The sequence below is a fragment of the Fictibacillus nanhaiensis genome (genome assembly GCF_042686385.1).
GTDB lineage: Bacteria > Bacillota > Bacilli > Bacillales > Fictibacillaceae > Fictibacillus > Fictibacillus nanhaiensis.
This window is the reverse complement of record NZ_JBHUPF010000006.1, coordinates 2,075,432-2,100,901: the sequence shown is the minus strand read 5'-3', so window position 1 is coordinate 2,100,901 and position 25,470 is coordinate 2,075,432. Positions and strand designations below refer to the sequence as shown.

Here is a 25,470-nt window from a genome sequence, read left to right as displayed (position 1 = left end):
ACTGATTGTTCTTTCGAAGTATTGGGAATAATGGTGAGAAAACGTTTCTAAACAGGAGGTACCTTATGAGTAAGTATGAAAATACTATGCCGCAGTTTCCAGAACCAATCTGGAGAACGCAATTAGAACTACCTACATATTCGGTTTTAAATAAAGATCATGAAACGGAGGTTGTAGTAGTAGGAGCAGGGATTAGCGGAATCACAACCGCTTATCTTCTAGCTAAAGAAGGAAAGAAAGTTACATTGATTGAGGCAGGGAAAGTGATCAATGGAACAACTGGTCATACAACGGCAAAGATTACTTCTCAACATGATGTCATCTATGATCACCTTATTTCACATATCGGATTAGATCGAGCACGTCTATATTATGAATCAAATGAACACGCTAGGAAGTTTATAGAAAATCTTGTTAAACAAAATAATATTCATTGTAACTTTGAAAAACACGATGCCTATCTATTTGCAAACACCGAGGAAGGAATCAAAAAACTTAAAACAGAAGCAGGTGCTTATCAAAAGTTAGAGATTGATGGAGAACTAGTTGAAAAACTGCCTTTTAACATACCGCATAAAAAAGCACTTGTGATGAGAGATCAAGCGCATTTTCATCCTGTGAAATATTTAACCGCGTTATTACAAGAAATGGAGATACTAGGTGTTGCGGTCTACGAAAACACAACAGCAACAGATATTTTAGAAGAGAATGACAAAAAAGCTGTTGTGCAAACAAGTAACGGACACAAAATTACCGCTGACTTTGTTGCTTGTTGCACACATTTTCCCTTTTTTGACGGTCTAGGTTTTTATTTTACAAGGATGATGGCAGAGCGTTCATATGTTCTAGCCGTTAAAACACAAGATGCTTTTCCGAACGGGATGTATATGGGAGTTGATCAAACTTCATTCTCTTATCGTTCTATCTTACAGGACGGTGAAAAAATTGTATTACTCAGTGGAGAAAGTCATCAAACAGGACAGGGAATTCCTACACATCAGCACTATGAGGCATTATTAAAGGAAGCGAAAAAGTCATTAAAATTAGAAAGAATTCTTTATCGTTGGTCAGCACAAGATTTGATCACACTCGATAAAATACCATTCATAGGTAAGCTTACACATAAGCATGATCACATTTTGGTGGCTACAGGTTACAAGAAGTGGGGAATGACGACAGGAACACTTGCTGCATTAATCATTACAGATCTTATCCTAGGTAGAGAGAATGATTACGCTGAAGTCTACAAGCCACAAAGGTTTCAAGCTGATCCATCAGATATTAAACAGTTTATAAAGGAAAACGCAGACGTTGCAAAACATTTTGTTTCTGGTAAGTTAGACAAACCGTCAAAACACCCTAGAAGTCTAAACAAAGATGAAGGATGTGCGGTGACTGTCGATGGTGAGCGATGTGGTGCCTACCGAGATTCGAGTGGAGAGCTTCATATTGTTGATACGACCTGTACACATCTCGGGTGTGAAACAGAATGGAATAGTGGCGATCGAACATGGGATTGTCCCTGCCACGGCTCACGCTTTTCATACGATGGTTCAGTCGTTGAAGGACCTGCCAAAAAACCGCTTAAACGTGTAGAGTTACAATAAGACAATAGGAGAAGACTTATTAAAGTATGCGTTGCTTTAATAAGTCTTTTTTTATGTATTTCAGATCGCAAAATTCGTATATAAAGTCAACATGATTCATATATTGCTTACAATTTGTATAAGTCTTTTATGAAATTTCAAAAAAATAACAAGTAAAAATAATGAAAATTTTATGAATTTAGTATAAAATAAAGTGCTTGAAAGCGAGAGGGGGAAATAAATATGAAGCTTTTGAGAGAGACGTTAAAGCATTTTAAGCCTTATTGGAGGGGGCTTCTTCTAGCTTTTATTTGTTCGTTAATCGGTGGTGCCTTTACCGTAATCCCACCTATTTTAGCAGGAAAGCTAGTTGATGAAATCCTGCCGAATCAAATGACAGATATGATAGGTTGGCTCGTTGCAGGTGTTCTGTTCTCCTTTTTATTTAAGGTGATATTTGAATCCTTACAAGAGTTTATTCAAATCCAGATCGGTTTAGATGTTATCACTGATATGCAAATGCGTGCATTTGGGAGGTTACATAAAACACCGATGTCCTTTTTTACGACTACACCTCGAGGAGATATGCTGTATCGACTTACACATGACGTAGAAGCTGTCCAAAATTTAAATAATACGGTGGTACCTCGATTCGTACAGCAAGTAGTAAGTGCGGTAGCAGCTTTTATTGCCGTATTTGCTCTATACTGGCCAGTCGCAATCGTTATGTTCTGTGTATTTGCTATCTATTTGTATCCATCCTTTAAACTTGGAACCACTATGAGAAAAATGAGTGCGGTTCAGAGGGATATGCGTGCAGATATTTATCACCACCTTCAAGAAAGTATCGAATCAACGAGACTAGTTCGTACGTTTCAAACACAAGAAAGAGAAATACATACACAAGATACAAAGCTTACAGATTGGAAGAATTATTCCATACGTGCCGCTTTGATCGGAAAAGTAAACTGGCGTCTTGGTAATCTATTTAATATCGCTACACCAGGCGTAGTCATGCTTGTTGGAGGAATAGCAGTTTGGAATAATACAATTTCTGTCGGTACACTTGTTGCTTGTTTAGGGTTTATTCCTACGATGTTTTTTCCCATTCGTTCACTAGCTGAGAATGCATTGATCATACAACAGGCTATTCCTGCTCTTCAGAGAATCTATGAATATTTTGATCTACCAAAAGAACATGAAGATGATCTGCCAAAGATGCAACCTGTTCGAGGGGATATTGATATTGATAATCTTTGGTTTCGTTATCCGGGCAACGAAGAATATGTGTTAAAAGGCGTCTCATTGAATATGAAAGCTGGCCAACACATTGGTATCGTCGGTACTAGCGGAGGTGGAAAATCGACGCTCATCCAATTGCTGCTTGGTCTTTATGAACCTGAAGCAGGCTCTATTGAAATCGACCAACAAAACTTGTTTGCGTATAATAGAAATTCTTTTCGTCAGCAGGTAGGAGTCGTTTCACAGGAAACGTTTCTTTTAAACAACACACTGCGAATGAACTTATTATATGGAAGAAAAGATGCAACTCAAGCCGATTTAGATGCAGCGTGTGACGCCTCAGGGCTTACTGAATTTGTAGCTGCTTTACCAGAAGGCTATGAAACGATCGTTGGTGAGCGTGGACTTAAGCTTTCTGGTGGACAAAGACAACGTGTTGCACTTGCAAGAGCTATCCTTCGACACCCTGCACTATTAATCTTTGATGAAGCAACTTCTTCACTGGATGGGGAAACAGAAGAACGCGTTCAGTCCGCTCTTGAAGAACTCATACCAGGCAGAACGACGATCACGATCGCTCACCGGCTGATCACCGTGAGGGATGCAGATAAAATCGTACTCTTAGACAAGGGTGTTGTAGCCGAATCAGGTACGCACGAAGAACTTCTAGCAGAGCGAGGAAAATACTACGAGCTTTATATGGCGCAATACAGTGAGTTAGAAAAGGAGAGAGCGATATGAGCCAGGCAGAATTGAAACAAAAAAATCGAGATGGCAGACGCGTTCTAGCCTTTTTAAAGCCACATAAAAAATGGGTGTTTGCTGACGCGTTTGTGATTGCCGTATCTCAAGTGTTCTCTGCTCTAATCCCGACACTTGCACTAGGTTGGCTCGTTGATTCCATTTTACCTGGTGAGTCCAATCAACTTCTATGGGGGTTGATGTGGCTATTAATCTTTGCTGCTGTGGCTGATTTAATCCTGATGGTTATCGATGAATATTTTTGTCATCAAGTCGCAAAGACCGTAACGAACTGGCAAAAATTAAGACTCTTTAAACATCTGCAGAACTTACCGTTTTCCTTTTATCAAAACAACCAATCCGGTGAAATGATGGCTCGAGTTTCGGATGACCCAGATACACTTCATAACTTCCTAGCATGGGAAGGATCGACCTTTATGGCATCTGTACAAGGTGTTATTTTATACAGCATCGTCCTTCTTTGGATTCATCCCTATTTAATGATCACGAGTGTTGTGTTAGGGGTTATCTTTTATCTAACGTCAAACGCAGTCGGTCAACGGACACGTCAATCTTCAGCGAATGCGAGAAAAGAAGCTTCTCGTTATCTTGAGAGACTTCGAGAATCTGTAACCGGCATCCATCTTTCAAGGGTGTTAGGCGTTTCTGATGGTGAGGTTTCAAGTGTAGCCGAGATTAGAAAATCGTTCATAAAAGAATCTCGTCACGAATTAAAAGCTAGGATGCAATCCATTGTAGTGATTGGAAGCTACAACGGTCTTGCATTAGCTGTCGTTTATGGACTTAGCGCATACTTAATATGGAACGATAAACTAACAGCAGGTCAGATGCTAACTGCAGCAGGTCTTGTAGCTATCGCTGCAAATGAGATGCAACGAATGTTAAGAAATTGGCTTTCCGTAAGAAGAACCGGTCCGGCTTTAGATCGCTCAGAACTTTTACTTAGTCAAGATGTATCGTGTGCTGAAACCGAAAAAGGATTTATACCTAAAGAAGTTGAAGGAGAGATCGAATTTAGAGATGTTGCATTCGGTTATCCTGAAAAAGAAGATAAAGTTTTAAAAGGTTTATCATTTTCAGTAAAGCCCGGAGAAGCAGTAGCACTTGTAGGACCAAGTGGATCTGGAAAATCAACGGTTGTAGATTTATTATTGCGACTGTATGAGCCTGAGAGTGGAGCAATCTTTATTGACGGAGAGAGCGTTTCAACGATAGATGCTGGGTGGCTTCGCTCACAAATTGCGATTGTTTCACAAGATGTACAGCTTCGAAATGGTTCTTTAGCAGATAATCTACGAATCGCCAAACCTGAAGCGACAGATGATGAATTGATTTCTGCTCTTCAAGACAGCGGTCTTGGAGATTTCTTACTTACCCTTCCTGAAGGACTGGACACCCTTGTCGGTGAAAGAGGAAGTTTGTTATCTGGAGGACAGAAACAAAGGTTGTCATTAGCACGAGCTCTAGTAAAAGATGCAGCCATCTTAGTTCTTGATGAAGCAAGTTCTGCTTTAGATCCCATCACAGAAGTTCAAGTTAATGAAGCGATCAATAAAAGAAAATCAAAACAAACGCTCATTATTATTTCGCATAGACTTTCAACTGTCTTGGCTGCTAATCGAGTGATTGTCATCGAGAACGGAGTCATGATTGAGGACGGAGTTCACGAGGAGTTGCTGAAGTCTGATAATGGTGTATACAGCAGGTTGTTTAAACGAGAAGCGGATATTGGTACACAGGCATTTAGTAGTTAGATTTGGTTAAGCCATTAAGCTTAAATTGCCTTTTCCTCATAATTCCACTCCAATTTGGGTATATATGAAACTATATATCCAAAGGAGGGAACTATTCATGTCAGCAACATTTAGAGCTATTTTAAACATTGTAGCACTTGCAGCAGTAATCTTTGTGAATTATCTTGCTAATGCATTACCACTGAATGGAAGGACAACAGGAGAATTATCAGCAAAATACAACGTGTTGATCACTCCAGCAGGTTATGTATTTTCCATATGGGGCCTCATCTATGTGCTGTTAACAATCTGGGTGATCATTCAAGTGCTGCCTAAGAACAAAAATGAACCCGTGTATGGAAGTATTGGTCTGTGGTTTGTTTTGAACTGTATCTTAAATTGTACATGGATATTTGTTTGGCATAATGAACTTCTAGGTTTATCTTGGATCGTTATGATCGGCCTCTTATTGTCACTCATTATGATCTATACGAAAATACAAAATCAAGATAACAAGTCTTCGTTCATTCGACTCCCGTTCTCGGTATATCTAGGATGGATCAGTGTGGCGACAATCGTCAATACGGCTGTTGTTTTAAAATATAGCGGCTGGAATGGTTTTGGACTTTCATCAGTTACTTGGACTGTGATCATGCTGATCGTCGGTACAGGATTAGCGATCTTTTTTACCTTATTAAACAAAGATATTATCTATCCACTTGTCTTTGTATGGGCGTATGTAGGAATAGGGATTAGACATAAGGGAGAGATCGATGTTCTTAGCTATACGAGTTTTACGTTAGCTATTTTACTTTTGTTATTCATTATTTGGAAACTTGCTACAAAAAGAAACGGAGATGTAGCAATGAAATAAGATTTAGAGGAGAGTAAAGAATGGTTAAGTTATCGATGCCTGTCGGCTTATTGTTGGAAGCTGCTATAGCAGGCGGTGTTTCTGGGGACCGGTTGCTAGAAGTGATCAAGACGAAAAATTACGAAGCACTTCGTCATGTTGGTAAAGAAGAGTCGAGCTGGACTTATTTCTTCGAATTTGCAGAACAGAACTGGGAAACCGTTGTTTCTGCAATTACGACAGGCTACACCTTTAAGTTTATTACGATCAGAGGATTGTTGAACTTAATACAAACCAAATACAAGCTAAAAGAGAACGAAGACTTTTTAATGAATGAATCTGGAATTGACATGAATCTCTTAGATGAACAGCTGGATTTTCTTCGTTCTCGAATTCCTTCACAATGGGTATTCAAGAAACAAGAACAAACAAAGTACGGAGTTCAGGCTTTCTTAGCACAAACAACCTCAACTAATGTGTAGATAACGAAAAAGCGCTTAAGCGGGAAATATCCTGCCTAAGCGCTTTTTTAATCTTGATAGTTATTTCTTGCACTCAACCATGTGTTGATTCCGATCGCTTTACACACAGAGAAGTAATGAAGAAGCATCAATAGTACGGAACCCGCGTTCATTCCAATAATGATGCCATGCATACCTAAGGATGGCTGAGAACCTAACATGTACATAAGAACAAAAGATAATGTTGTTGACCACACCGATTGAACAAATGCAGTCGTTATTAAGCCAAGACCGATCAAATAAGCTTGAAGAGGGATTAAGAAAAAAGTAAACAAAAAACTTGGCCACAATAATTCTAAATACGTGGCGGCAGATTGTGAATGGAAGAACATTAAGGTAAGTTTATCTGAAAACATCAAGAAGATAGCAACGGCTGGAAACCCATATAATGCTGTTATACCCATTACACGGATAAGTAGGTTTTTTAATTTTTCTACGTCTTTTTTAGCCGTAGCTTCTGAAACAGTAGGTATCAAGACAACCAATAAAGAGTGAGCAATAAAAGCAGGGAAGAATCCAATTGTGATTGCTACCCCTGCCAATAAACCAAACTCTTCTGTTGCTGCAACTCCTGAAAAGCCAGCAAGAGACAATGAATATTTAATCAAAAACGGCTGTATTGCGTTTGTTACAGCATGAAACAGTCGCAAGCCCGTAGTAGGAATCGTTACGGCCATAAGACTTTTAGTTACTTCATTAGAAGAGAGATGTTCATTATTATGAGATTGCATTCTTTTGTATTGAATCAAATAGGCTGTAAATAAATAGACAAAAACTACAAGTTCACTACCTACAAAAGTTGCTAAAGCTATAAGGATTGCCGTTTCGTTATCAAAAGAAAACAACTGATAAATGCCTGTCAATAGAATGAGCTGAGCCAATTTTCGAAACAAGTTTGAGAACGCCAGCTTACCCATCTGCTGTTTGCCCATAAAAAAACCTCTAGCTATTGATGTTAGCGAAATCAGAGGAATTAATAGGACCATAAGCCATCTCACCAATGGGTGATAACTATTGAAAACAGGTATAAAAGGTAAAATCACTAAAGCAAGTACAACCATTGCGACAGTCAACAAAATAGTCATCTTTGTAGCATGCTTCAGCATGCTATAGTGTTGTTTTTCTTCTTTCTCTGCAACGAATTTTGAGATGGAGATCGGTAATTCCAAACTCGCGATGATAATAATCAGGATGACAGTTGGAAAGATCGACATATAATGGCCGAGTCCTAATTCACCTAATTCTCTGGCTAAAACCATGTTCACAATAAATTCTAAGCTTTCGCCGACTAATGCAGCAGCAGCAAGCAATAATACTCCTCTGAAAAATATATTCATACGATGAGTGCATCTCCTTGTACACGTTGTCCTTTTATTCATATGCAAAAAAAATGAAACAAGACCTCGAAGGACTTTAAACATTAAAAGGAGAAAGATTAGAATATAGCAAAACAAGGAGAGATTCATGTGACATTACATACAGAACAAAATGCAATTCAAATTCTATCCATGTCAGAACAAGAAAAGATTATGGATCAGTGGCTTTATGAAAGGCTAGAGCATTTATTGCCTTTGTTAATGAAGAAACATAACGTTGATATGTGGGTAACGATCGGCAAGGAATATAATGAAGACCCAATTGGGAGGACTTTCTTTCCTTCCGCGATCGATAGCTCTAGGCGAATAACGATTTTTGCATTTGTTAAAGAAAACCACTCTGACAAAATTAGTCGGTATGTTATTTCTTCTAACAAAAATTTTGAACCTTTTTACTCATGCTATCCATTACAAGCTAATGAAGAATCTTTTGATGGATTGATGAGGTTAGTGGATAAATTCGACCCTGAATCGATAGCGGTTAATTCTTCTTTGCATTATGCTTTTTGTGATGGATTAATTCATTCTAATTATGAAAAACTAGTAAAAGTCTTAGGAACACAGCATGCTAAAAAACTAATTTCCTCTGAAAACATTGCGATCGATTGGCTTCAAACAAGAACAGAGTCTGAACTTGATTGGTATAAAACATTAGAGGGCATTACAAAAGAAATCGTAAGAAAAACCTTTACAAACGAACTTATCATTCCTCATAAAACCTCAACACAGGATGTGGTTGGATGGATTAGACAATACGTTAGAGACTTAGGGTTAAAAACATCTTTTTATCCTACGGTTGATATACAAAGAAAAGGTGGATCTTCAGACAGGTTGGAAGGCGTTATACTTCCAGGAGATATCTTACATTTAGACTTTGGTATTGAATATTTGGGTCTTTCTACAGATACACAACAATTAGCTTATGTTCTTAAAGATGACGAAATAGAACCTCCTGCAGGGCTAAAAAACGCATTAAGTGAGGCGAACAAATTTGAAGATTTTTTCTTTGAAGAAAGTAGAGAAGGAATGTCGGGGAATGAGGTTTTTTTAAGTGTACTAAAAAAAGCAAAACTAAATCATATCGACGCAATGCTTTATTCACATCCGATCGGCTATCATTGCCATGGAGCAGGACCGATTATCGGACTATATGATAAACAAGAATATATTCCTGTTCTGGGAGAGTTAAGGATGGAGAATAACACGTGCTATGCACTAGAATTTAACATTAGACATTTCATCCCTGAATGGAACAAAGCTGTTCCGATCTATCTAGAAGAGACGGTTTGTTTTAAAGAAGGTAAGATGCAATTTTTAACAGGCCGACAAACAGAATTTTATCTAATCGAGCCTAAGAGGTAATAAAATACATTTGAAATATCTATTCACCTCTAGTACAATGAGAAACTGTGTGTTTCAGCTTGTTGTAAGGGAGAGATTAGATTAAATGCTATTGCTTGGACAAGAGCAAGATAAAGAAACAAAACTTGATCGCAACGAACTCGAGTTTCAATTATTACGTATGCAAAACGATATGAAGCAAATTGCTAAAAGTTATGATGTGATCGGTGTTGATCAAACAAAAGACGATAACCTTGTGATCGTATATAAATCTGAACAACTGGATCAATGTAAAATAATGATCAATGATTGTGAATCAAGATATGATGGCTGGGATTTTTCAATTGATGCCGTTTATGAAGATGAAAACACCCTTCATATTGGTGATATTAAAGGACCTGCTAATAAAGGGTACGGCTCAATCTGTATGCATTATTTAAAAGAAACGGCTTCGGATAAAAACATCCCAACGATAAAAGGTGATATAGCAAAGAGAGACTGGGGACATGTAGATCGACTCATTCACTTTTATGAAAAGCATAATTTTGCTATTGAACTTGATACGGAAAATAAATGCGGAAAAATTGAATGGAACGATTTTTAAGGAAAAGACGTGTATCGTAGTGAACACACGTCTTTTTTTTGTGCTTCTTTATCCAACAACATGAGAAAAATAAGAACTTAAGTATTTAAACCTTGACTTGTTTTGTAACCTGATTTACGATATTAATCGTAATCATTACGATTTAAAAGGAGTTTTTAATACATGTTACATACATTGACAAAACGAGTACCAGTAACCGTGTTGAGTGGATTTTTAGGAGCAGGTAAAACCACATTAATGAATCATGTCTTATCAAATCGAGATGGTTTAAAGGTTGCTGTAATCGTTAATGACATGAGTGAGATCAATATTGATGCTGCATTAATAAAAAATGAGACGCAGTTATCTAGAACAGAAGAAAAGCTCGTTGAAATGACAAATGGCTGTATTTGCTGCACCCTAAGAGAGGATCTATTGATAGAAGTAGAAAGAATCGTAAAAAACGGTGACATTGATTATATTCTCATAGAATCAACGGGCATAAGTGAGCCGATTCCAGTTGCACAAACTTTCACTTATTTGGATGAAGAATCAGGTGTTGATCTTGCTTCGTTATGCAAGTTGGATACGATGGTAACAGTAGTTGATGGAAATCGATTTTGGAACGATTTTGCATCTGGAGAAAGCTTATTAGATCGACAAGCAGCATTAGATGAGACCGATACGAGAGAAGTAGTAGACCTGATCATTGATCAGATAGAATTTTGTGATGTTTTAGTTTTAAATAAGTGTGATTTATTGGAGAAAGAGGACCGAGAAGAACTCAAAAGAGTATTGAAAAAATTACAACCACAAGCAAAACTGATTGAAACAGAATTCGGTAAAATAGATCCAAAGGATATTCTCTCTACAGGTCTTTTTGATTTTGAGAAGGCCAGTGAATCTGCAGGATGGATGAAAGAGCTTGAAACAGAACACATTCCAGAAACAGATGAATACGGAATCTCTTCTTTTGTATATAGAAAGAAAAGACCTTTTCACCCAGCAAGACTTTTTAGTTTTTTAGAGAATTGGCCAGCTGAAATTGTTCGAGCAAAAGGATTTATTTGGGTAGCCTCTCGAAACGATTGGGCAATTTTGTTAAGTCAAGCAGGTACGAGTATTATCTTCCAGCCAGCAGGTCAATGGGTGGCAGCTCTTCCAAAAGAAGAACAAGAAGAAATGGTAGAAGAAGAAAGAAGTCATAATCCAAACTGGGATGAAGAATATGGTGATCGAATTACTGAACTAGTGTTCATAGGAATTGATTACAACAAAGAACAACTGATAGAACAGTTAGATCATTGCTTATTAACCGACTCTGAAATGAATAATGAAGATTGGGGTAAGTTTGAAGACCCGTTACCTCGATTCCCTGAAAGTGAATAATTTTTACAAACGAATCCATTTTGGGTTCGTTTTTATTTTGCTAAAAACTCTCTAAATGATTAGCTAAGTATTAGCATAGCACTCTCCATAACTTTACATATTGACTAGAAGTTTTAGTTTAAAGTTGTTAAAAAAATGGGTAGTAAAAGGGTAGTGGAAGAGAGAAGGAGAGATCGATGATGACCGTCACTCATATAAAATCTAATACAGAAAATAGCCTTTCTGAACGTTTTGAAATTGCTTTTAATCAGATTCACAAATGCTTAATCGACAAAGTAAAAGATACGAAAGATGATCGGTTTAAAAATCTAGTGGAAACAGGAATGAAAAAGCATTCTCTAATTCGATCTTTTTATAATGAGCTCGGTCAGTTTGCGAAACTTAGAAATGCTATTGTACATGAAAAAGTTGATCATGATTTTTACATCGCTGAACCTCATCTAGAGATCGTTGAGAGAATAGAAAAAATAGCGGGTTATTTCATGAAACCTGAAACAGCGCTTAACATTGCAACTAAAAAGGTACATCATTTTAAAGAGAGTGACCGTTTGGAAGATGTTTTAAGCTGTATTCGAAAAACCTCGTATTCACGCTTTCCAATTTACAACGACAAAGGAGAATACCTTTGGCTCTTAACGGCTACATACTTATTGAACTGGTTAACTGACAGGCTTGCTGATCAGGTGATCGACCTGAACAATGCAAGAATTTCGGATATTGCAGATCGTGAACAAAAACAATTGGTTGCCTTTATTTCTAAAACTTCAAGTATTTTTAAAGCAGAAGAAATTTTCGAAAACATTCATAAAGAAGGAAAAAAGCTTGAGGCGATCATCATCACATTAAATGGAAGTGAGAACGAGAAACCTTTAGGGATATTTACTTCCTATGATCTGATAGAGATTGATTTAGATGACTAAAAAGGCACTCGCGGAGAGTGTCTTTTTGTTTGTAAACAAATGAATAAATAACATTAGTTTAAGGAAATAACGATTAGGGAAACGGATGTTTGAGATGTCAGAATATTTTGTATGTAACCTTTAGGAAAGGGTGTTATCATTTGGAAGATTTTACGGTAAAAATAAACGGAACAGAAAGAAAAGCTACTCAAGGAGAAACGGTATTAAATATGTTAGATGGTTCACCAGATCAAGTTCCCCATGTTTGTTATCATCCAAGCCTAGGACCGATTGAAACATGTGATACGTGTATCGTTAAAGTGAATGGAGAATTTGTAAGAGCATGTTCTACCAAGGTTCGTAACGGAGATAACATTGATACAAATTCTGATGAGGTACGTGAAGCTCAAGTCATCGGAATGGATCGAATTCTTTTTAATCATGAGTTGTATTGTACGGTTTGTGATTATAACAATGGCGGCTGTGAGGTACATAACACAGTAAAAGAAATGAAAATCAATCATCAGAGCATTCCTTTTGAACACAAACCATATGAAGTCGATGATTCTAACCCCTTTTATAGATATGATCCTGATCAATGTATATTATGTGGACGATGTGTGGAAGCATGTCAAGATGTCCAAGTTACAGAGACCCTTACAATTGATTGGGAAAGAGAAAGACCAAGAGTAATTTGGGACAAAGATGTACCAATCAATGAATCCTCTTGTGTATCTTGTGGGCACTGTTCTACAGTTTGTCCTTGCAACGCCATGATGGAAAAAGGAATGGAAGGCGAAGCAGGATACATGACTGGGATCAATCGCGAAACACTCCGCCCGATGATCGAGATCACGAAAGGTGTTGAGACGGGATACGGCTCCATACTTGCTATATCAGATATGGAAGCCGCGATGAGAGAACAACGAATTAAAAAAACAAAGACCGTGTGCACTTACTGCGGTGTGGGTTGTAGTTTTGATGTCTGGACAAAGGGCAGAGAAATCTTAAAAGTAGATCCGCAGATTGAAGCACCTGCAAACGGGATTTCAACATGCATTAAAGGTAAATTCGGTTGGGACTTTGTGAACAGTGAGGAACGGTTAACGAAACCTCTGATTCGTGAAGGAGATGTATTTAGAGAAGCTTCTTGGGACGAAGCATATAACTTAATTGCTTCAAAATTTACTGAGATCAAGGATAAGCATGGCGCTCAAGCGCTCACGTTTATCAGCTCATCTAAGTGCACGAATGAAGAATCTTATCTGATGCAAAAATTAGCACGTGGTGTTATTGGAACAAATAATATAGATAATTGTTCGCGTTATTGTCAAACTCCAGCCACGATGGGGTTGTTTCGTACTGTAGGACATGGTGGTGATTCTGGATCTATCAAGGATATTGAAAAATCAGAGCTGGTAATCGTGATCGGCTCAAACACATCAGAATCTCATCCTGTCTTAGCAACACGTGTTAAGCGATCACATAAGCTTCACAACCAAAAATTAATCGTCGCGGACCTTCGAAAACATGAGATGGCTGAACGAGCTGATCTATTTATTCAACCCCGGGCAGGCTCTGATCTCGTTTGGCTGTCTGCAGTAACGAAGTATATTCTAGATGAAGGATTAGCGGATCATGATTTTTTACAAAAGCATGTGAACGGGTTAGATGTTTTTACAGAAAACCTTGAAACCTTCACTTTAGAGTATGCAGAAAAAGTAACAGGACTATCACAAGAAACACTGATCCATTTAGCAAAAACCATTTCACAATCAAAAAGTGTTTGTGTTCTCTGGGCAATGGGTGTTACTCAGCACATGGGGGGAAGTGACACGAGTACGGCCATATCCAATCTACTTTTAGTGACAGGCAACTATGGACGGGAAGGTGTAGGTTCTTACCCATTACGTGGACATAATAATGTACAGGGAGCAAGTGACTTTGGTAGCATGCCGGATCGATTACCATCGTATGAAAAAGTTTCAGACATCAAGGTAAGACAAAAGTATGAAAATGCTTGGGGTGTTAAGCTACCAGAAGAACCTGGTCTTAACAATCATGAAATGGTTCAAGGTATTCATGATGGCCATGTTAAAGCGATGTATTTAAAAGGAGAAGACATGGGAATCGTTGACTCAAACATAAACCATGTTCATGCCGCTTATGAAAAACTAGACTTTTTTGTCGTACAAGATCTTTTCCTTACAAGAACGGCTCAGTTTGCTAACGTTGTTTTACCAGCAAGTCCAAGTCTCGAAAAAGAAGGAACTTTCACAAACACGGAGAGAAGAATACAAAGGTTATATCAGGTATTAGAACCATTAGGAGATTCTAAACCAGATTGGGAGATAATCCGTGATATCGCGAATCGACTTGGAGCTGGATGGGATTACAAACATCCGAGTGACATAATGGAAGAAGCAGCACAACTAGCGCCACTATTTGCCGGAGTATCCTATGAACGGTTAGAAGGGTACAAAAGTCTACAGTGGCCAGTGGCTGAAGACGGAACAGATACTCCAATCCTTTTTAAAGATGGATTTCCTTTTGACGATAAGAAAGCGCGGCTATTTCCAGTAAACTGGACAGAGCCTGTAGAATTTGGAGAAGAATACGATATTCATGTTAACAACGGAAGACTATTAGAACATTTTCACGAGGGAAACATGACGTATCAATCAGAAGGGATTACATCTAAAACACCTAACACTTTTCTTGAGATATCTCCTGAACTAGCTGAAGAACGAGGAATAAAGGATGGGACACTAGTAAGATTATCTTCACCTTATGGAAATGTAAAAGTTCATTGTTTAGTAACGGACCGTGTAAAAGGTAAAGAAGTCTACCTCCCTATGAACGATAGCGGAGAAGCAGCTATAAATCTACTTACAAGCAGCTATTCAGACAAAGATACAGATACACCTGCATACAAAGAGACACGTGCTAAGCTTGAGATTTTGATGGAGGATGGTGTGAATCCATTACCTAGAACAAACTTCAGGTACGGCAATCCACAACCTCAAATAGGAGTTCAAGTAGAAAAGAAGTGGGCAAGAGAAGATTATATCTTTCCAGGTGATGCTGTGAAAAAGGGGCGGAATCAACATGGCTAAGGCGATTAAAAACGTTCAAAAACAAACGATTTCAGCAGAAGAAAAACGATCTAATGACCTAAGAGAGGTAGAAGATGCACTTATTCAGAATAAGTCGGCGATCTTACAAACACTCGAAATCTTAAACCATATGAACGAAAAAGGGATTCTACCTCTATTGAATGGATTGTTCGGACAAGGGGATAAGGTAATGGATATTGCTGTGAAAGCGATGGACAAACCTGATAACACCAACACATTAAAAAATCTACTCTTGCTCCTAGGAACACTTGGAATGATCAACGTGAAGCAACTTGAACCATTTTTACTAAAAATAGATGCAGGGATCGCCAGAGTAGCTGAACATAAAGATACAGATGAAAAAACGAGTTACTTTGATATCGTCCGTTCGTTAAAAGATCCAGAGATCAATAAAGCCGTTACCATACTGATGCAGTTCCTAAAAGGCATGGGCCAAGAAACAGAACACTATGAAAAGACGACAGGAGACTCACCTAGAGACCGCGTAAAACAGAGCAAGGAAAAAACATTAGAGTAATAAAAGTAGAGGAGTAAACAGGATGGCTAAAAAGGTGAAAAACCGCTGGCTGATTGCTGCAGCTGCTGTAGGTATTCATATATCAATTGGGTCTGTCTATTCATGGAGTGTATTTACAAACCCTCTCCGGGAAGAACACAATTGGGGGCTAAGTGAAATTTCTCTAACGTTTAGTATCGCAATCTTGTTTCTAGGTTTATCTGCTGCTTTTATGGGGCATTTTGTTGAACGGTATGGACCTCGAAAATCTGGCATCATAGCCTCAGTATGTTTTGGGGCGGGATTGTTAGGCTCAGGGTTCGCTGATCAATTAGGTTCTATTTATCTGCTTTATTTTTTTACGGTGCATTAGGTGGGATCGGACTAGGAATTGGCTACATCACTCCGGTCTCTTCCCTTGTAAAATGGTTTCCTGATCGAAGAGGATTAGCGACAGGTCTTGCTATAATGGGATTTGGATTTGCGTCACTTATCGCAAGTCCTGTTATTGCGAGACTGATAGCAGGTATAGGAATTTCAAATACTTTTTACGTATTAGGCGCCGTTTATTTTACGATCATGTTTCTTTCTTCCTTATATCTTACACCACCTCCAAAGAACTGGCAGCCAGAAGGTATGAATGAAAAAAGTAAGAAAGATGAGAGTCAAACAAAAGATCTTGCCCAGTTAACTGCCAACGAAGCGGTTAAAACGATTCGTTTTTGGGCTTTATGGGCGATGTTGTTCATCAATGTTACATGCGGGATCGCCATTATTTCGGTAGCATCTCCAATGGCACAAGATATTGCAGGTCTGAGTGCTGCTTCAGCAGCTACGATGGTCGGTATCATGGGGTTATTTAACGGTTTTGGAAGGATCGGTTGGGCATCGATTTCTGATTATATCGGTCGTCCAAATGTATACACTACGTTTTTCGCAATACAAACAGTGGCATTCGTACTTTTACCGAATGTTACGAATGCTTTTTTCTTTCAGTTGCTTCTCTATTTAATACTTACCTGCTATGGAGGTGGATTTGCTTCTATACCTGCCTATATAGGAGATTTATTTGGTACGAAGCAACTTGGAGCTATTCATGGATACATTTTAACGGCATGGGCTGCCGCTGGACTAGTCGGTCCTTTAGTTGTTTCGTGGATCCGTGAAACGACTAATAGTTATTCCTTAACGCTTTATATCTTTACAGGTGCATTTGTAGTAGCACTTGCCATCTCACTCCTTATCCGGATTAATATTCGAAACGTAAGAAAAGAAAACAGTCAGTCCCATGTTGCTAGTTGACCGTAATTGACTTCTTATTAGAAGAAGCTTGGCATAGATGCCAAGCTTTTTTAGTTCACATAAAATTATTGATATTGCTCTAGTACAGAGAAAAACTTAATCACAAATTCAAAGAAAACTTGTTCGGCAGGTGCAAGTTCACGACTTCTAGGGGTAATGATTCCCACTGTGCGTTTAACATCTGGTATCTCTATCGGTATTTTTACTGTATAACGTGGCTTCGTTTCATAAAAGGAACTATCGGGTAAAAGGGTAACACCCATACTAGCCGTTACTAGCCCTTTAATCGCATCTAGATCTTCACCTTCACAAGCAATCTTAGGAACGAAGCCTGATTCTTTGCAAGCGTTAACTACTACATCTCGTAAAATATACCCATCTGGAAATAGAACGAATTCATCATTTCTTAAATCACTCAATAATAAACTTCTTTTTTCTGCTAACAAATGTTGTTCAGGTAGTAGTGCTGATATTTTTTCAGTGAACAGGATATGTCCTTCTAAATCAGGATCATTAGTAAGAACAGGTCCTAAAAAAGCGAGATCTATATCACCGCTTTTTACGCTTTCTGTAAGAAATCGATAGGAACCTTGCCTTAAGTGAAAGGCAATATTGGGATGTTCGCGCTTAAAAGCTGACACGACCGTAGGCAAAAGATGACCTGCCAGACTAGTAGGAAATCCGATTTTAATCGTACCTCTTTCAGGATCTAAGTATTCATCAATTTGTTTTCTTGCATGATCGATTGCTTTCATAGCTGTTTTTGCATGTGTCAAGAACAGCTTACCAACAGGAGAGAGCTTAATATTCCGACCTTCTCTTTCAAATAAGTCAACGCCAAGTTCTGCTTCTAAGTTTGCGATCTGACGGCTGACTGCAGATTGTGCAACATGTAACGCAATCGCTGCTTCTGAAACATGTTCTCGTTCTGCAACTTCAATAAAATACTGTAATTGTCTGAATTCCATGCTTGTCACAACCAATCATTCTCATTTTGAGATCGTTTTAATCTAAATTATATATTGTTTCGATTAATTATAAAACCTAAACTAAATGAAAGAAAGTTTCGAATATTTCAGTTGATAAACATAAGGGGGAGTTCAAAATGACCTTTAGTCAATTTCCAGAACCACAAGGTTTATATAATCCGAAGAACGAACATGACGCTTGTGGCATTGGTCTATATGCTCATTTAAAAGGGCATGCTACCCATGAGATTGTTGAAAAAGGACTTCATATGCTATGCCAGCTTGATCACCGAGGAGGACAAGGAAGTGATCCTTTAACGGGAGATGGAGCCGGCTTGTTGACAAAGATACCGCATAATTTTTTTAAAAAGGTAACTGATTTTGATCTGCCTGAAAATGGACGTTACGGGGTAGGGATGATCTTTTTCCCAAATGATACAGAAGCTCAACAGAAATTAGAAAATCAAATTAATCAAATTATTATTCAAGAAGGACAACAATTACTCGGCTGGAGAACGGTACCCGTAAACGATAAAACGATTGGGAAAAAGGCACAGGAAACTTGTCCTTTAATTAAGCAAGTCTTCATCGCTTCTCATGATGCGTTCTCAGAGAATCTAGTTTTTGAGAGAAAACTATTCGTAATCAGAAAACAAGTAGAGCACTGGGCAAGAAAACAAGGACTTCAAACGTATTTTGCTAGTCTATCATCACAAACCATCGTATATAAAGGTTTATTAACTCCAGAACAAGTAGATGCCTTTTATTATGATCTACAAGATAGGGATTTCGTGTCCCCATTCGCTTTAGTGCATTCCCGTTTTAGCACAAATACGTTTCCGACGTGGGAACGAGCTCATCCGAATCGATACCTAATCCATAACGGCGAAATTAATACGTTACAAGGCAACATGAACTGGATGAAGGCTCGGGAAAAGCAGTTCGTGTCTGAAGCATTTGCAGAAGATATTGAAAAATTACTTCCTATTCTTGATGCTGATGGCAGTGATTCTTCTATTCTAGATCAAGCCTTTGAATTTTTTGTACTTGCAGGGAGAAAACCTTCTCATACGGCTATGATGCTTATCCCGGAACCATGGAGTGAGAATCCTCATCTAGAAAAAGACAGAAGAGCTTTTTATGAGTATCATAGTTGTCTGATGGAGCCATGGGACGGACCAACAGCGATTTCTTTCACAGACGGGAATCAAATTGGAGCGATACTGGACCGAAACGGTCTACGTCCGGCGAGATACTATGTAACAAAGGATGATTACATTATATTCTCATCTGAGGTAGGAGTTATTGACGTTGAAGAAGAGAATGTTTTATACAAAGAGAGATTAAGTCCAGGAAGAATGCTTTTGATAGATTTACAAGAAGGTAGAATCATTACAGACAATGAGATCAAAACCGAAATGGCTAGTAAAGAACCGTACGAATTATGGCTGACAAATGGATTGCATCATCTTGATGAAGATGGTGAAGAGTCAGGGATTATCTTAGAAAATGTAAGAAGTAAACAAAGAGCATTTGGATATACGTATGAAGATATCCATAAATATTTAATTCCTGTCATTACAGAAGGAAAAGACCCTATTGGGTCTATGGGTAATGATACACCTTTAGCTGTTTTGTCTGATAATCCTCAATCCCTATTTAATTATTTTAAGCAGCTATTTGCTCAAGTTACCAATCCACCAATCGATGCCATTCGTGAGAAGATTGTCACGTCTACGATGACGCTGCTTGGAGCTGAAGGAAATCTTTTGCATCCAGGACCACAGAACGCTAAGAGAATTCAATTGAATTCTCCTGTGTTAACAACAAATGAGTTTAATCAAATTACAGATAACATGATTTATGAATTTAAAACGGCTGTTCTGCAAACTTTATTTTCTGAAGATTTAGAAATCGGATTGCAATCTCTATTTAAAAATGCGGCAGAAGCCATTCAAGATGGAGCAACGTTATTAATTTTGTCAGACAGAGAAATGAATAAATCTTCTATTCCTATTCCGGTCTTACTTGCTGTAAGTTCTCTGCATCATCATCTTGTAAAAGAAGGACTCCGGACAAAAGTAAGTTTGATCGTTGAATCAGGTGAAGCTAGAGAAGTTCATCATTTTGCAGCGCTCATTGGATACGGAGCAGATGCAATCTATCCATATCTAACTTATAAGACATTTGAAGAAGCGATTCAGAATGAACATATCAACCTTTCTTTGTCAGAAACAGTTAAAACGTATAAACGAGGAATTACTGATGGAATCGTTAAAGTAATGTCGAAAATGGGAATTTCAACGGTTCAGAGTTATCGTGGGGCCCAAATTTTTGAAGCAGTCGGAATCGGTAAAGAAGTAATCGATCGTTATTTCCCTGCTACCGCATCACAAATAGATGGCATCACATTAGCAGAGATCGAAAAAGAGTCAACACTAAGACATCAACTAGGCTATAAAGAAACGATCGATGACACTTTGGATTCAGGAAGTGATTTTCAATGGAGAAGTACTGGTGAACATCATGCCTTTAATCCAAAAACGATTCATACCCTTCAATGGGCATGTCGTAAGAATGATTACTCATTGTTTAAAACGTTCTCCAAGCTAGCAGATGAGGAAAGAACAACTTTCTTAAGAAACTTATTCTCGTTTGCGCCCGAAACAACGTCTATACCACTAGAAGAAGTTGAACCAGTTGAAGAGATTGTAAAACGCTTCAAAACAGGCGCGATGTCTTTTGGCTCTCTTAGTCAAGAAGCACATGAATCTCTAGCTATTGCGATGAATCGCTTGGGTGGAAAAAGCAATAGTGGTGAAGGCGGAGAAGATCCAGCCCGTTTTCTTCCTGATGAACTTGGCAATAACCGTAGAAGCAGTATTAAACAAGTAGCTTCAGGTAGATTCGGTGTAAAAAGCCACTATCTCGTAAATGCAGATGAACTGCAGATCAAGATGGCACAAGGAGCTAAACCAGGTGAAGGGGGACAGTTGCCTGGCAATAAAGTTTATCCTTGGGTAGCAGATGTTCGTGGATCAACGCCAGGAGTAGGACTGATCTCCCCGCCTCCACATCATGATATCTATTCGATCGAGGATATGGCCCAACTGATTCATGACCTAAAGAACGCTAATCGCGAAGCTAGAATCAGTGTGAAGCTTGTAGCTAAATCTGGAGTTGGAACGATTGCGGCTGGTGTCGCAAAGGGCGCAGCAGATGTGATTGTAATTAGTGGTTATGATGGAGGAACAGGTGCTTCACCGAAAACAAGTATTAAACATACTGGTCTTCCTTGGGAGTTAGGACTTGCTGAAACGCACCAAACGTTGATGCTTAATGGACTTCGTGAACGTGTAACACTTGAGACAGACGGAAAGCTGATGACAGGTAAGGATATTGTGCTTGCAGCATTGTTAGGTGCAGAAGAATACGGCTTTGCAACAGCACCACTTGTTGTATTAGGATGCGTCATGATGCGTGCTTGCCATCTTGATACCTGTCCTGTTGGTGTAGCGACACAGAATCCTGAATTACGGAAAAAATATATGGGTGATCCTGAACACGTAGTAAACTACATGAGATTTGTAGCTGAAGAAATTCGTGAAATTATGGCTGAACTTGGCTTCCGTACGATGGAGGAAATGGTCGGGCGTACTGATGTATTAAAAGTGGGAGATCGTGCAAAAAAACACTGGAAAGCGAAGCATCTCGACTTATCAAAACTCCTTTATCAAGCAGGAGGTATTCGTACGAAACAGATTTCTCAAAATCATAAGATCGATCAATCCCTTGATATGAATCACATACTACCTGATCTCCAGACAGCATTAGAAACGAAGAAATCTGTTTCACTCAACTTACCGATCAAAAACACGAATCGTGTAGCCGGTACGATTGCTGGTAGTGAAATTACAAAACGATTCGGTGAAGAAGGTCTTTCAGAAGATACTGTTACTCTTAACTTTACTGGATCTGCTGGTCAAAGCTTTGGAGCATTCGTGCCACGTGGCATGACGCTTTATCTGAACGGAGACAGCAATGATTATTTTGGTAAAGGATTGTCTGGCGGAAAATTAATTGTTGCACCACCTAAATCAGCAGAGTATTTAGCTGATGACAATGTTATCCTAGGAAACGTTGCTTTTTATGGAGCTACAAGTGGTGATGCATATATTAATGGATTGGCTGGTGAAAGATTCGCGGTTAGAAACAGTGGAGCTAACATTGTTGTTGAAGGAATCGGAGATCATGGTTGTGAATATATGACTGGTGGTCGAGTAGTTGTCTTAGGAGATGTTGGAAAGAACTTTGGAGCAGGTATGAGTGGAGGCATTGCCTACATCTACACGCATCAGCCACTTTTATTGAAGCAGTTATGTAACAAAGAAGGTATTGAGTTTGAGCGATTAATCGATTCTGAAGAAACAGAAACAGTCAAGCAGATGGTCATTCAACATTTTTCATACACTCAAAGTAAAAAAGCTGCAGCTATTTTACAAAATTGGAAATTACAACATTCGCATTTTGTGAAAGTCATTCCATCTGACTATAAGGAAATGATCAAGAAAATAGAAGAAGAGAAAAAAGCAGGTTATTCAGAAGATGAAGCGATCATGAATGCTTTTGAAGCTGGATCAAGCTCAGCGAAAGCAAGCGGCAGACCTGGACCAACAAAATTAATTCTGAAATAAAATGAGATGAGGGGAGAGATGTTAAATGGGAAAACCAACAGGATTTTTGGAGTACCCAAGAGAAGAAACGATAGAGAGAAAGCCTCTCCAGCGTCTTAAAGATTGGAAAGAATATACGGAAAAACAACCTGAAGATATGTTGAAAAGGCAAGGCGCTAGATGTATGGATTGCGGAACACCTTTTTGTCATATCGGTATAGAGATTAATGGGGCTGCGTCTGGCTGTCCCATTAACAACCTGATTCCAGAGTGGAACGACCTTGTCTACAGAGGAAAATGGAAAGAAGCTCTGGACCGTCTATTAAAAACAAACAATTTTCCTGAATTCACAGGTCGTGTTTGTCCCGCTCCTTGTGAAGGCTCATGTACAGTTGAGTTAGCTGGCCCTGCTGTTACGATAAAGAACATTGAAAAAGCAATCATTGATAAAGGTTTTGAAAATGGCTGGATTCAACCTAGAATTCCAGATAAAAGAACAGGAAAAAAGATCGCTATCGTTGGATCAGGACCAGCTGGGCTTGCAGCTGCAGATCAGCTGAACCAAGCGGGTCATTCTGTTACCGTTTATGAAAGAGCAAATAGAGCTGGCGGATTGTTAACCTATGGAATTCCTAACATGAAGTTAGATAAGGATGTAGTGGAAAGACGGATCAAATTATTAAGACAAGAGGGCATTGATTTTATCCTTAACACAGAGGTAGGAAAAGATATTACTTCTGAAGAACTGAAAAATCATTTCGACTCCATTATTCTTTGTACAGGAGCACAAAAACAAAGAGATTTGACTCTTCCTGGAAGAGAAGCAGAAGGTGTTCATTTTGCTATGAACTATCTCACTCAAGCTACGAAAAGATTATTAAATATTGAAGTTTCAGAGCCATTCATTGATGCAGAAGGTAAACATGTCATCGTAATCGGTGGTGGTGACACGGGTGCTGACTGCGTGGCAACAGCTCTTAGACAAAAGTGCAAGAGTGTCGTCCAATTTGGAAAACATCCTAAACTTCCTGAAGTACGTAGTGAAGCTAACATGTGGCCGGAGCAACCTAATATTTTTACAATGGACTATGCTTATGAGGAAGCGACAGCTCAATACGGTCAAGATCCTAGGGAGTATTCTGTTCAAACAAAGAAACTCGTATCAGATCAAGACGGTCGTCTGAGAGAACTTCATACGGTTCAAATGCAACGTACGTCAGATGATGCTGGAAATTTGGTTTTTAAAGAAATTCCTGGATCCGAACAGATTTGGCCAGCAGACCTTGTTTTCATCGCTATTGGCTTTGAGGGCGCAGAACTGCCAGTCTTAAAAGAATTTGGAGTTGAGATCAAAAACAACAAAGTTGATGCTAAACATGGTGATTATCGGACAAATATAGATGGCGTATTTGCTGCAGGTGACTCTAGACGTGGTCAGAGTTTAATCGTTTGGGCGATTCAAGAAGGGCGTGATTGTGCACGTCAAGTTGACCTATCGTTGATGGGTAGTACGGTTTTGCCTTAATACTTTTTTCCATGCTACAATAAACTCCAAAAGCCATAAGCTTTTTATCTATGATAAAATAAGGTTTAGGCAAAAAACAATTCTTTTATTTATAAGGAGTAGACGCATGGAAAAAGTACTTATTTTTGGACACAAAAATCCAGATACTGACACGATTACATCAGCGCTTGTTTATGCTGACTTAAAATCTAAATTAGGACAAAATGTAGAAGCCATTCGCCTAGGTGAGATTAATGGTGAAACACAATATGCATTAGATTATTTTAATGCAGAGCTTCCTAGACTTGTTGAACATGTCTCTGCTGAAACAAACGCAGTAATCTTAGTTGATCATAATGAACGTCAACAAAGCGCAAATGACATTGATAAAGTAAGAGTGTTAGAAGTTATTGATCACCATCGTATCGCAAACTTCGAAACGAGCGATCCTTTGTATTATCGTGCGGAGCCTGTTGGCTGTACGGCTACAATCTTGAACAAGATATACAAAGAGAAAGGTGTTCAAGTTGAGAAAAATATTGCAGGACTTATGCTCTCTGCTATTATTTCTGACTCTTTGTTATTCAAATCACCTACTTGTACAGAAGAGGATGTTGCTGCAGCACGCGAACTTGCTGAAATTGCAGGAGTAGATGCTGAAAAGTACGGTTTAGAAATGCTAAAAGCTGGAGCAGACTTAAGTGATAAATCGGTAGAAGAGTTGATTTCACTTGATGCTAAAGAATTTAACATCGGTGAAAGTAAAATTGAAGTTGCTCAAGTGAATACGGTGGATGCTAGCGATGTAATGAAACATCAAGAAGAATTAGAATCAGCCATTACTAAAGTGATTGCTGATAAAGGGCTAGACCTATTCATGTTTGTTGTAACGGATATTTTAACAAATGATTCAACAGCTTTAGCTCTTGGTAAGAAATCACAATCTGTTGAAGAAGCTTATAACGTTAAATTAGAAAACAATACAGCCGTTCTTAAAGGTGTTGTTTCTCGAAAAAAACAAATTGTACCTGTATTAACAGAAGCAATGAGTAAGTAGTATAAGTGCTAAAAGGGTAAAACCAAACACGAAGGTTTTACCCTTTTA

At 38.5% G+C, this 25,470-nt stretch carries 16 protein-coding genes and 1 pseudogene; 15 read left to right on the top strand and 2 right to left on the bottom strand.

Going from position 1 to position 25,470, the window contains the following annotated elements; all coding sequences use genetic code 11:
• Positions 1-65: 65 nt before the first annotated feature.
• From ACFS5O_RS14375 to ACFS5O_RS14355, 5 genes are all read left to right on the top strand, one after another.
• Positions 66-1,607, top strand: a complete 1,542-nt coding sequence (locus ACFS5O_RS14375) for an FAD-dependent oxidoreductase (protein WP_205726259.1) — start codon at positions 66-68, stop codon at positions 1,605-1,607.
• Between the two features lie 222 nt (positions 1,608-1,829).
• Positions 1,830-3,569 carry an ABC transporter ATP-binding protein gene (locus tag ACFS5O_RS14370; protein WP_205726260.1) on the top strand — a complete coding sequence of 580 codons (1,740 nt, stop codon included), beginning with the start codon at positions 1,830-1,832 and terminating at the stop codon, positions 3,567-3,569.
• A complete protein-coding gene (locus tag ACFS5O_RS14365; protein ID WP_205726261.1) occupies positions 3,566-5,344 on the top strand; it encodes an ABC transporter ATP-binding protein in 1,779 nt (592 codons plus the stop codon). Before ACFS5O_RS14370 ends, ACFS5O_RS14365 begins: the two co-directional genes overlap by 4 nt.
• 97 nt (positions 5,345-5,441) lie before the next feature.
• Entirely contained in the window at positions 5,442-6,197 is a 756-nt protein-coding gene (locus tag ACFS5O_RS14360; RefSeq protein ID WP_205726262.1) for a TspO/MBR family protein, read from the top strand.
• Between the two features lie 20 nt (positions 6,198-6,217).
• The gene (locus tag ACFS5O_RS14355; protein WP_205726263.1) at positions 6,218-6,658 is read left to right on the top strand and encodes a hypothetical protein; all 441 of its coding nucleotides are present in this window, start codon (positions 6,218-6,220) and stop codon (positions 6,656-6,658) included.
• Between the two features lie 47 nt (positions 6,659-6,705).
• Here the strand turns inward: ACFS5O_RS14355 and ACFS5O_RS14350 are convergent, their stop codons facing one another.
• Entirely contained in the window at positions 6,706-8,034 is a 1,329-nt protein-coding gene (locus tag ACFS5O_RS14350) for an oligosaccharide flippase family protein (RefSeq protein ID WP_205726264.1), read from the bottom strand.
• A gap of 129 nt (positions 8,035-8,163) precedes the next feature.
• Here ACFS5O_RS14350 and ACFS5O_RS14345 point away from each other — a divergent pair, with 129 nt between their 5' ends.
• The 7 genes and pseudogenes from ACFS5O_RS14345 to ACFS5O_RS14315 all read left to right on the top strand — a co-directional run bounded on the left by ACFS5O_RS14345 (position 8,164) and on the right by ACFS5O_RS14315 (position 17,220).
• A complete protein-coding gene (locus ACFS5O_RS14345) occupies positions 8,164-9,435 on the top strand; it encodes a M24 family metallopeptidase (protein WP_205726265.1) in 1,272 nt (423 codons plus the stop codon).
• Between the two features lie 85 nt (positions 9,436-9,520).
• Complete coding sequence (locus ACFS5O_RS14340) at positions 9,521-10,018, top strand: hypothetical protein (RefSeq protein WP_205726266.1); 498 nt, start codon at positions 9,521-9,523, stop codon at positions 10,016-10,018.
• A gap of 162 nt (positions 10,019-10,180) precedes the next feature.
• Positions 10,181-11,386, top strand: a complete 1,206-nt coding sequence (locus ACFS5O_RS14335; protein ID WP_205726267.1) for a GTP-binding protein — start codon at positions 10,181-10,183, stop codon at positions 11,384-11,386.
• 176 nt (positions 11,387-11,562) lie between these two features.
• Positions 11,563-12,306 carry a CBS domain-containing protein gene (locus ACFS5O_RS14330; protein WP_318300212.1) on the top strand — a complete coding sequence of 248 codons (744 nt, stop codon included), beginning with the start codon at positions 11,563-11,565 and terminating at the stop codon, positions 12,304-12,306.
• Positions 12,307-12,446: 140 nt separating this feature from the next.
• Positions 12,447-15,401: a formate dehydrogenase subunit alpha gene (fdhF, locus tag ACFS5O_RS14325; RefSeq protein WP_318300213.1), complete on the top strand. Its 2,955-nt coding sequence runs from the start codon at positions 12,447-12,449 to the stop codon at positions 15,399-15,401.
• Positions 15,394-15,939, top strand: a complete 546-nt coding sequence (locus ACFS5O_RS14320; protein ID WP_066394160.1) for a helical membrane plugin domain-containing protein — start codon at positions 15,394-15,396, stop codon at positions 15,937-15,939. The genes fdhF and ACFS5O_RS14320 overlap by 8 nt, the downstream gene beginning before the upstream one ends.
• Before the next feature lie 22 nt (positions 15,940-15,961).
• A pseudogene (locus ACFS5O_RS14315) lies at positions 15,962-17,220 on the top strand (L-lactate MFS transporter).
• Positions 17,221-17,285: 65 nt separating this feature from the next.
• Here the strand turns inward: ACFS5O_RS14315 and gltC are convergent.
• Positions 17,286-18,188 carry a glutamate biosynthesis transcriptional regulator GltC gene (gene gltC, locus ACFS5O_RS14310; RefSeq protein WP_205726268.1) on the bottom strand — a complete coding sequence of 301 codons (903 nt, stop codon included), beginning with the start codon at positions 18,186-18,188 and terminating at the stop codon, positions 17,286-17,288.
• A 137-nt stretch (positions 18,189-18,325) separates the two neighbouring features.
• On the opposite strand from gltC, the gene gltB reads away from it, so the two are divergent.
• The 3 genes from gltB to ACFS5O_RS14295 all read left to right on the top strand — a co-directional run bounded on the left by gltB (position 18,326) and on the right by ACFS5O_RS14295 (position 25,422).
• The gene (gene gltB / locus ACFS5O_RS14305; RefSeq protein WP_205726269.1) at positions 18,326-22,882 is read left to right on the top strand and encodes a glutamate synthase large subunit; all 4,557 of its coding nucleotides are present in this window, start codon (positions 18,326-18,328) and stop codon (positions 22,880-22,882) included.
• A gap of 25 nt (positions 22,883-22,907) precedes the next feature.
• Positions 22,908-24,386, top strand: coding sequence for a glutamate synthase subunit beta (locus ACFS5O_RS14300; protein ID WP_205726270.1), 1,479 nt, complete (start codon positions 22,908-22,910; stop codon positions 24,384-24,386).
• Between the two features lie 106 nt (positions 24,387-24,492).
• A complete protein-coding gene (locus ACFS5O_RS14295) occupies positions 24,493-25,422 on the top strand; it encodes a manganese-dependent inorganic pyrophosphatase (protein WP_205726271.1) in 930 nt (309 codons plus the stop codon).
• Positions 25,423-25,470: the final 48 nt, after the last annotated feature.

Bases quoted from the DNA above. Each gene is read 5' to 3' on its own strand.
- gltC (WP_205726268.1), bottom strand. From the start codon at position 18,188: ATGGAATTCAGACAATTACAGTATTTTATTGAAGTTGCAGAACGAGAA.
- ACFS5O_RS14335 (WP_205726267.1), top strand. From the start codon at position 10,181: ATGTTACATACATTGACAAAACGAGTACCAGTAACCGTGTTGAGTGGA.
- gltB (WP_205726269.1), top strand. From the start codon at position 18,326: ATGACCTTTAGTCAATTTCCAGAACCACAAGGTTTATATAATCCGAAG.
- ACFS5O_RS14320 (WP_066394160.1), top strand. From the start codon at position 15,394: ATGGCTAAGGCGATTAAAAACGTTCAAAAACAAACGATTTCAGCAGAA.
- ACFS5O_RS14370 (WP_205726260.1), top strand. From the start codon at position 1,830: ATGAAGCTTTTGAGAGAGACGTTAAAGCATTTTAAGCCTTATTGGAGG.
- ACFS5O_RS14360 (WP_205726262.1), top strand. From the start codon at position 5,442: ATGTCAGCAACATTTAGAGCTATTTTAAACATTGTAGCACTTGCAGCA.
- ACFS5O_RS14375 (WP_205726259.1), top strand. From the start codon at position 66: ATGAGTAAGTATGAAAATACTATGCCGCAGTTTCCAGAACCAATCTGG.
- ACFS5O_RS14350 (WP_205726264.1), bottom strand. From the start codon at position 8,034: ATGAATATATTTTTCAGAGGAGTATTATTGCTTGCTGCTGCTGCATTA.
- ACFS5O_RS14330 (WP_318300212.1), top strand. From the start codon at position 11,563: ATGATGACCGTCACTCATATAAAATCTAATACAGAAAATAGCCTTTCT.
- ACFS5O_RS14365 (WP_205726261.1), top strand. From the start codon at position 3,566: ATGAGCCAGGCAGAATTGAAACAAAAAAATCGAGATGGCAGACGCGTT.
- ACFS5O_RS14300 (WP_205726270.1), top strand. From the start codon at position 22,908: ATGGGAAAACCAACAGGATTTTTGGAGTACCCAAGAGAAGAAACGATA.
- ACFS5O_RS14355 (WP_205726263.1), top strand. From the start codon at position 6,218: ATGGTTAAGTTATCGATGCCTGTCGGCTTATTGTTGGAAGCTGCTATA.
- ACFS5O_RS14340 (WP_205726266.1), top strand. From the start codon at position 9,521: ATGCTATTGCTTGGACAAGAGCAAGATAAAGAAACAAAACTTGATCGC.
- ACFS5O_RS14295 (WP_205726271.1), top strand. From the start codon at position 24,493: ATGGAAAAAGTACTTATTTTTGGACACAAAAATCCAGATACTGACACG.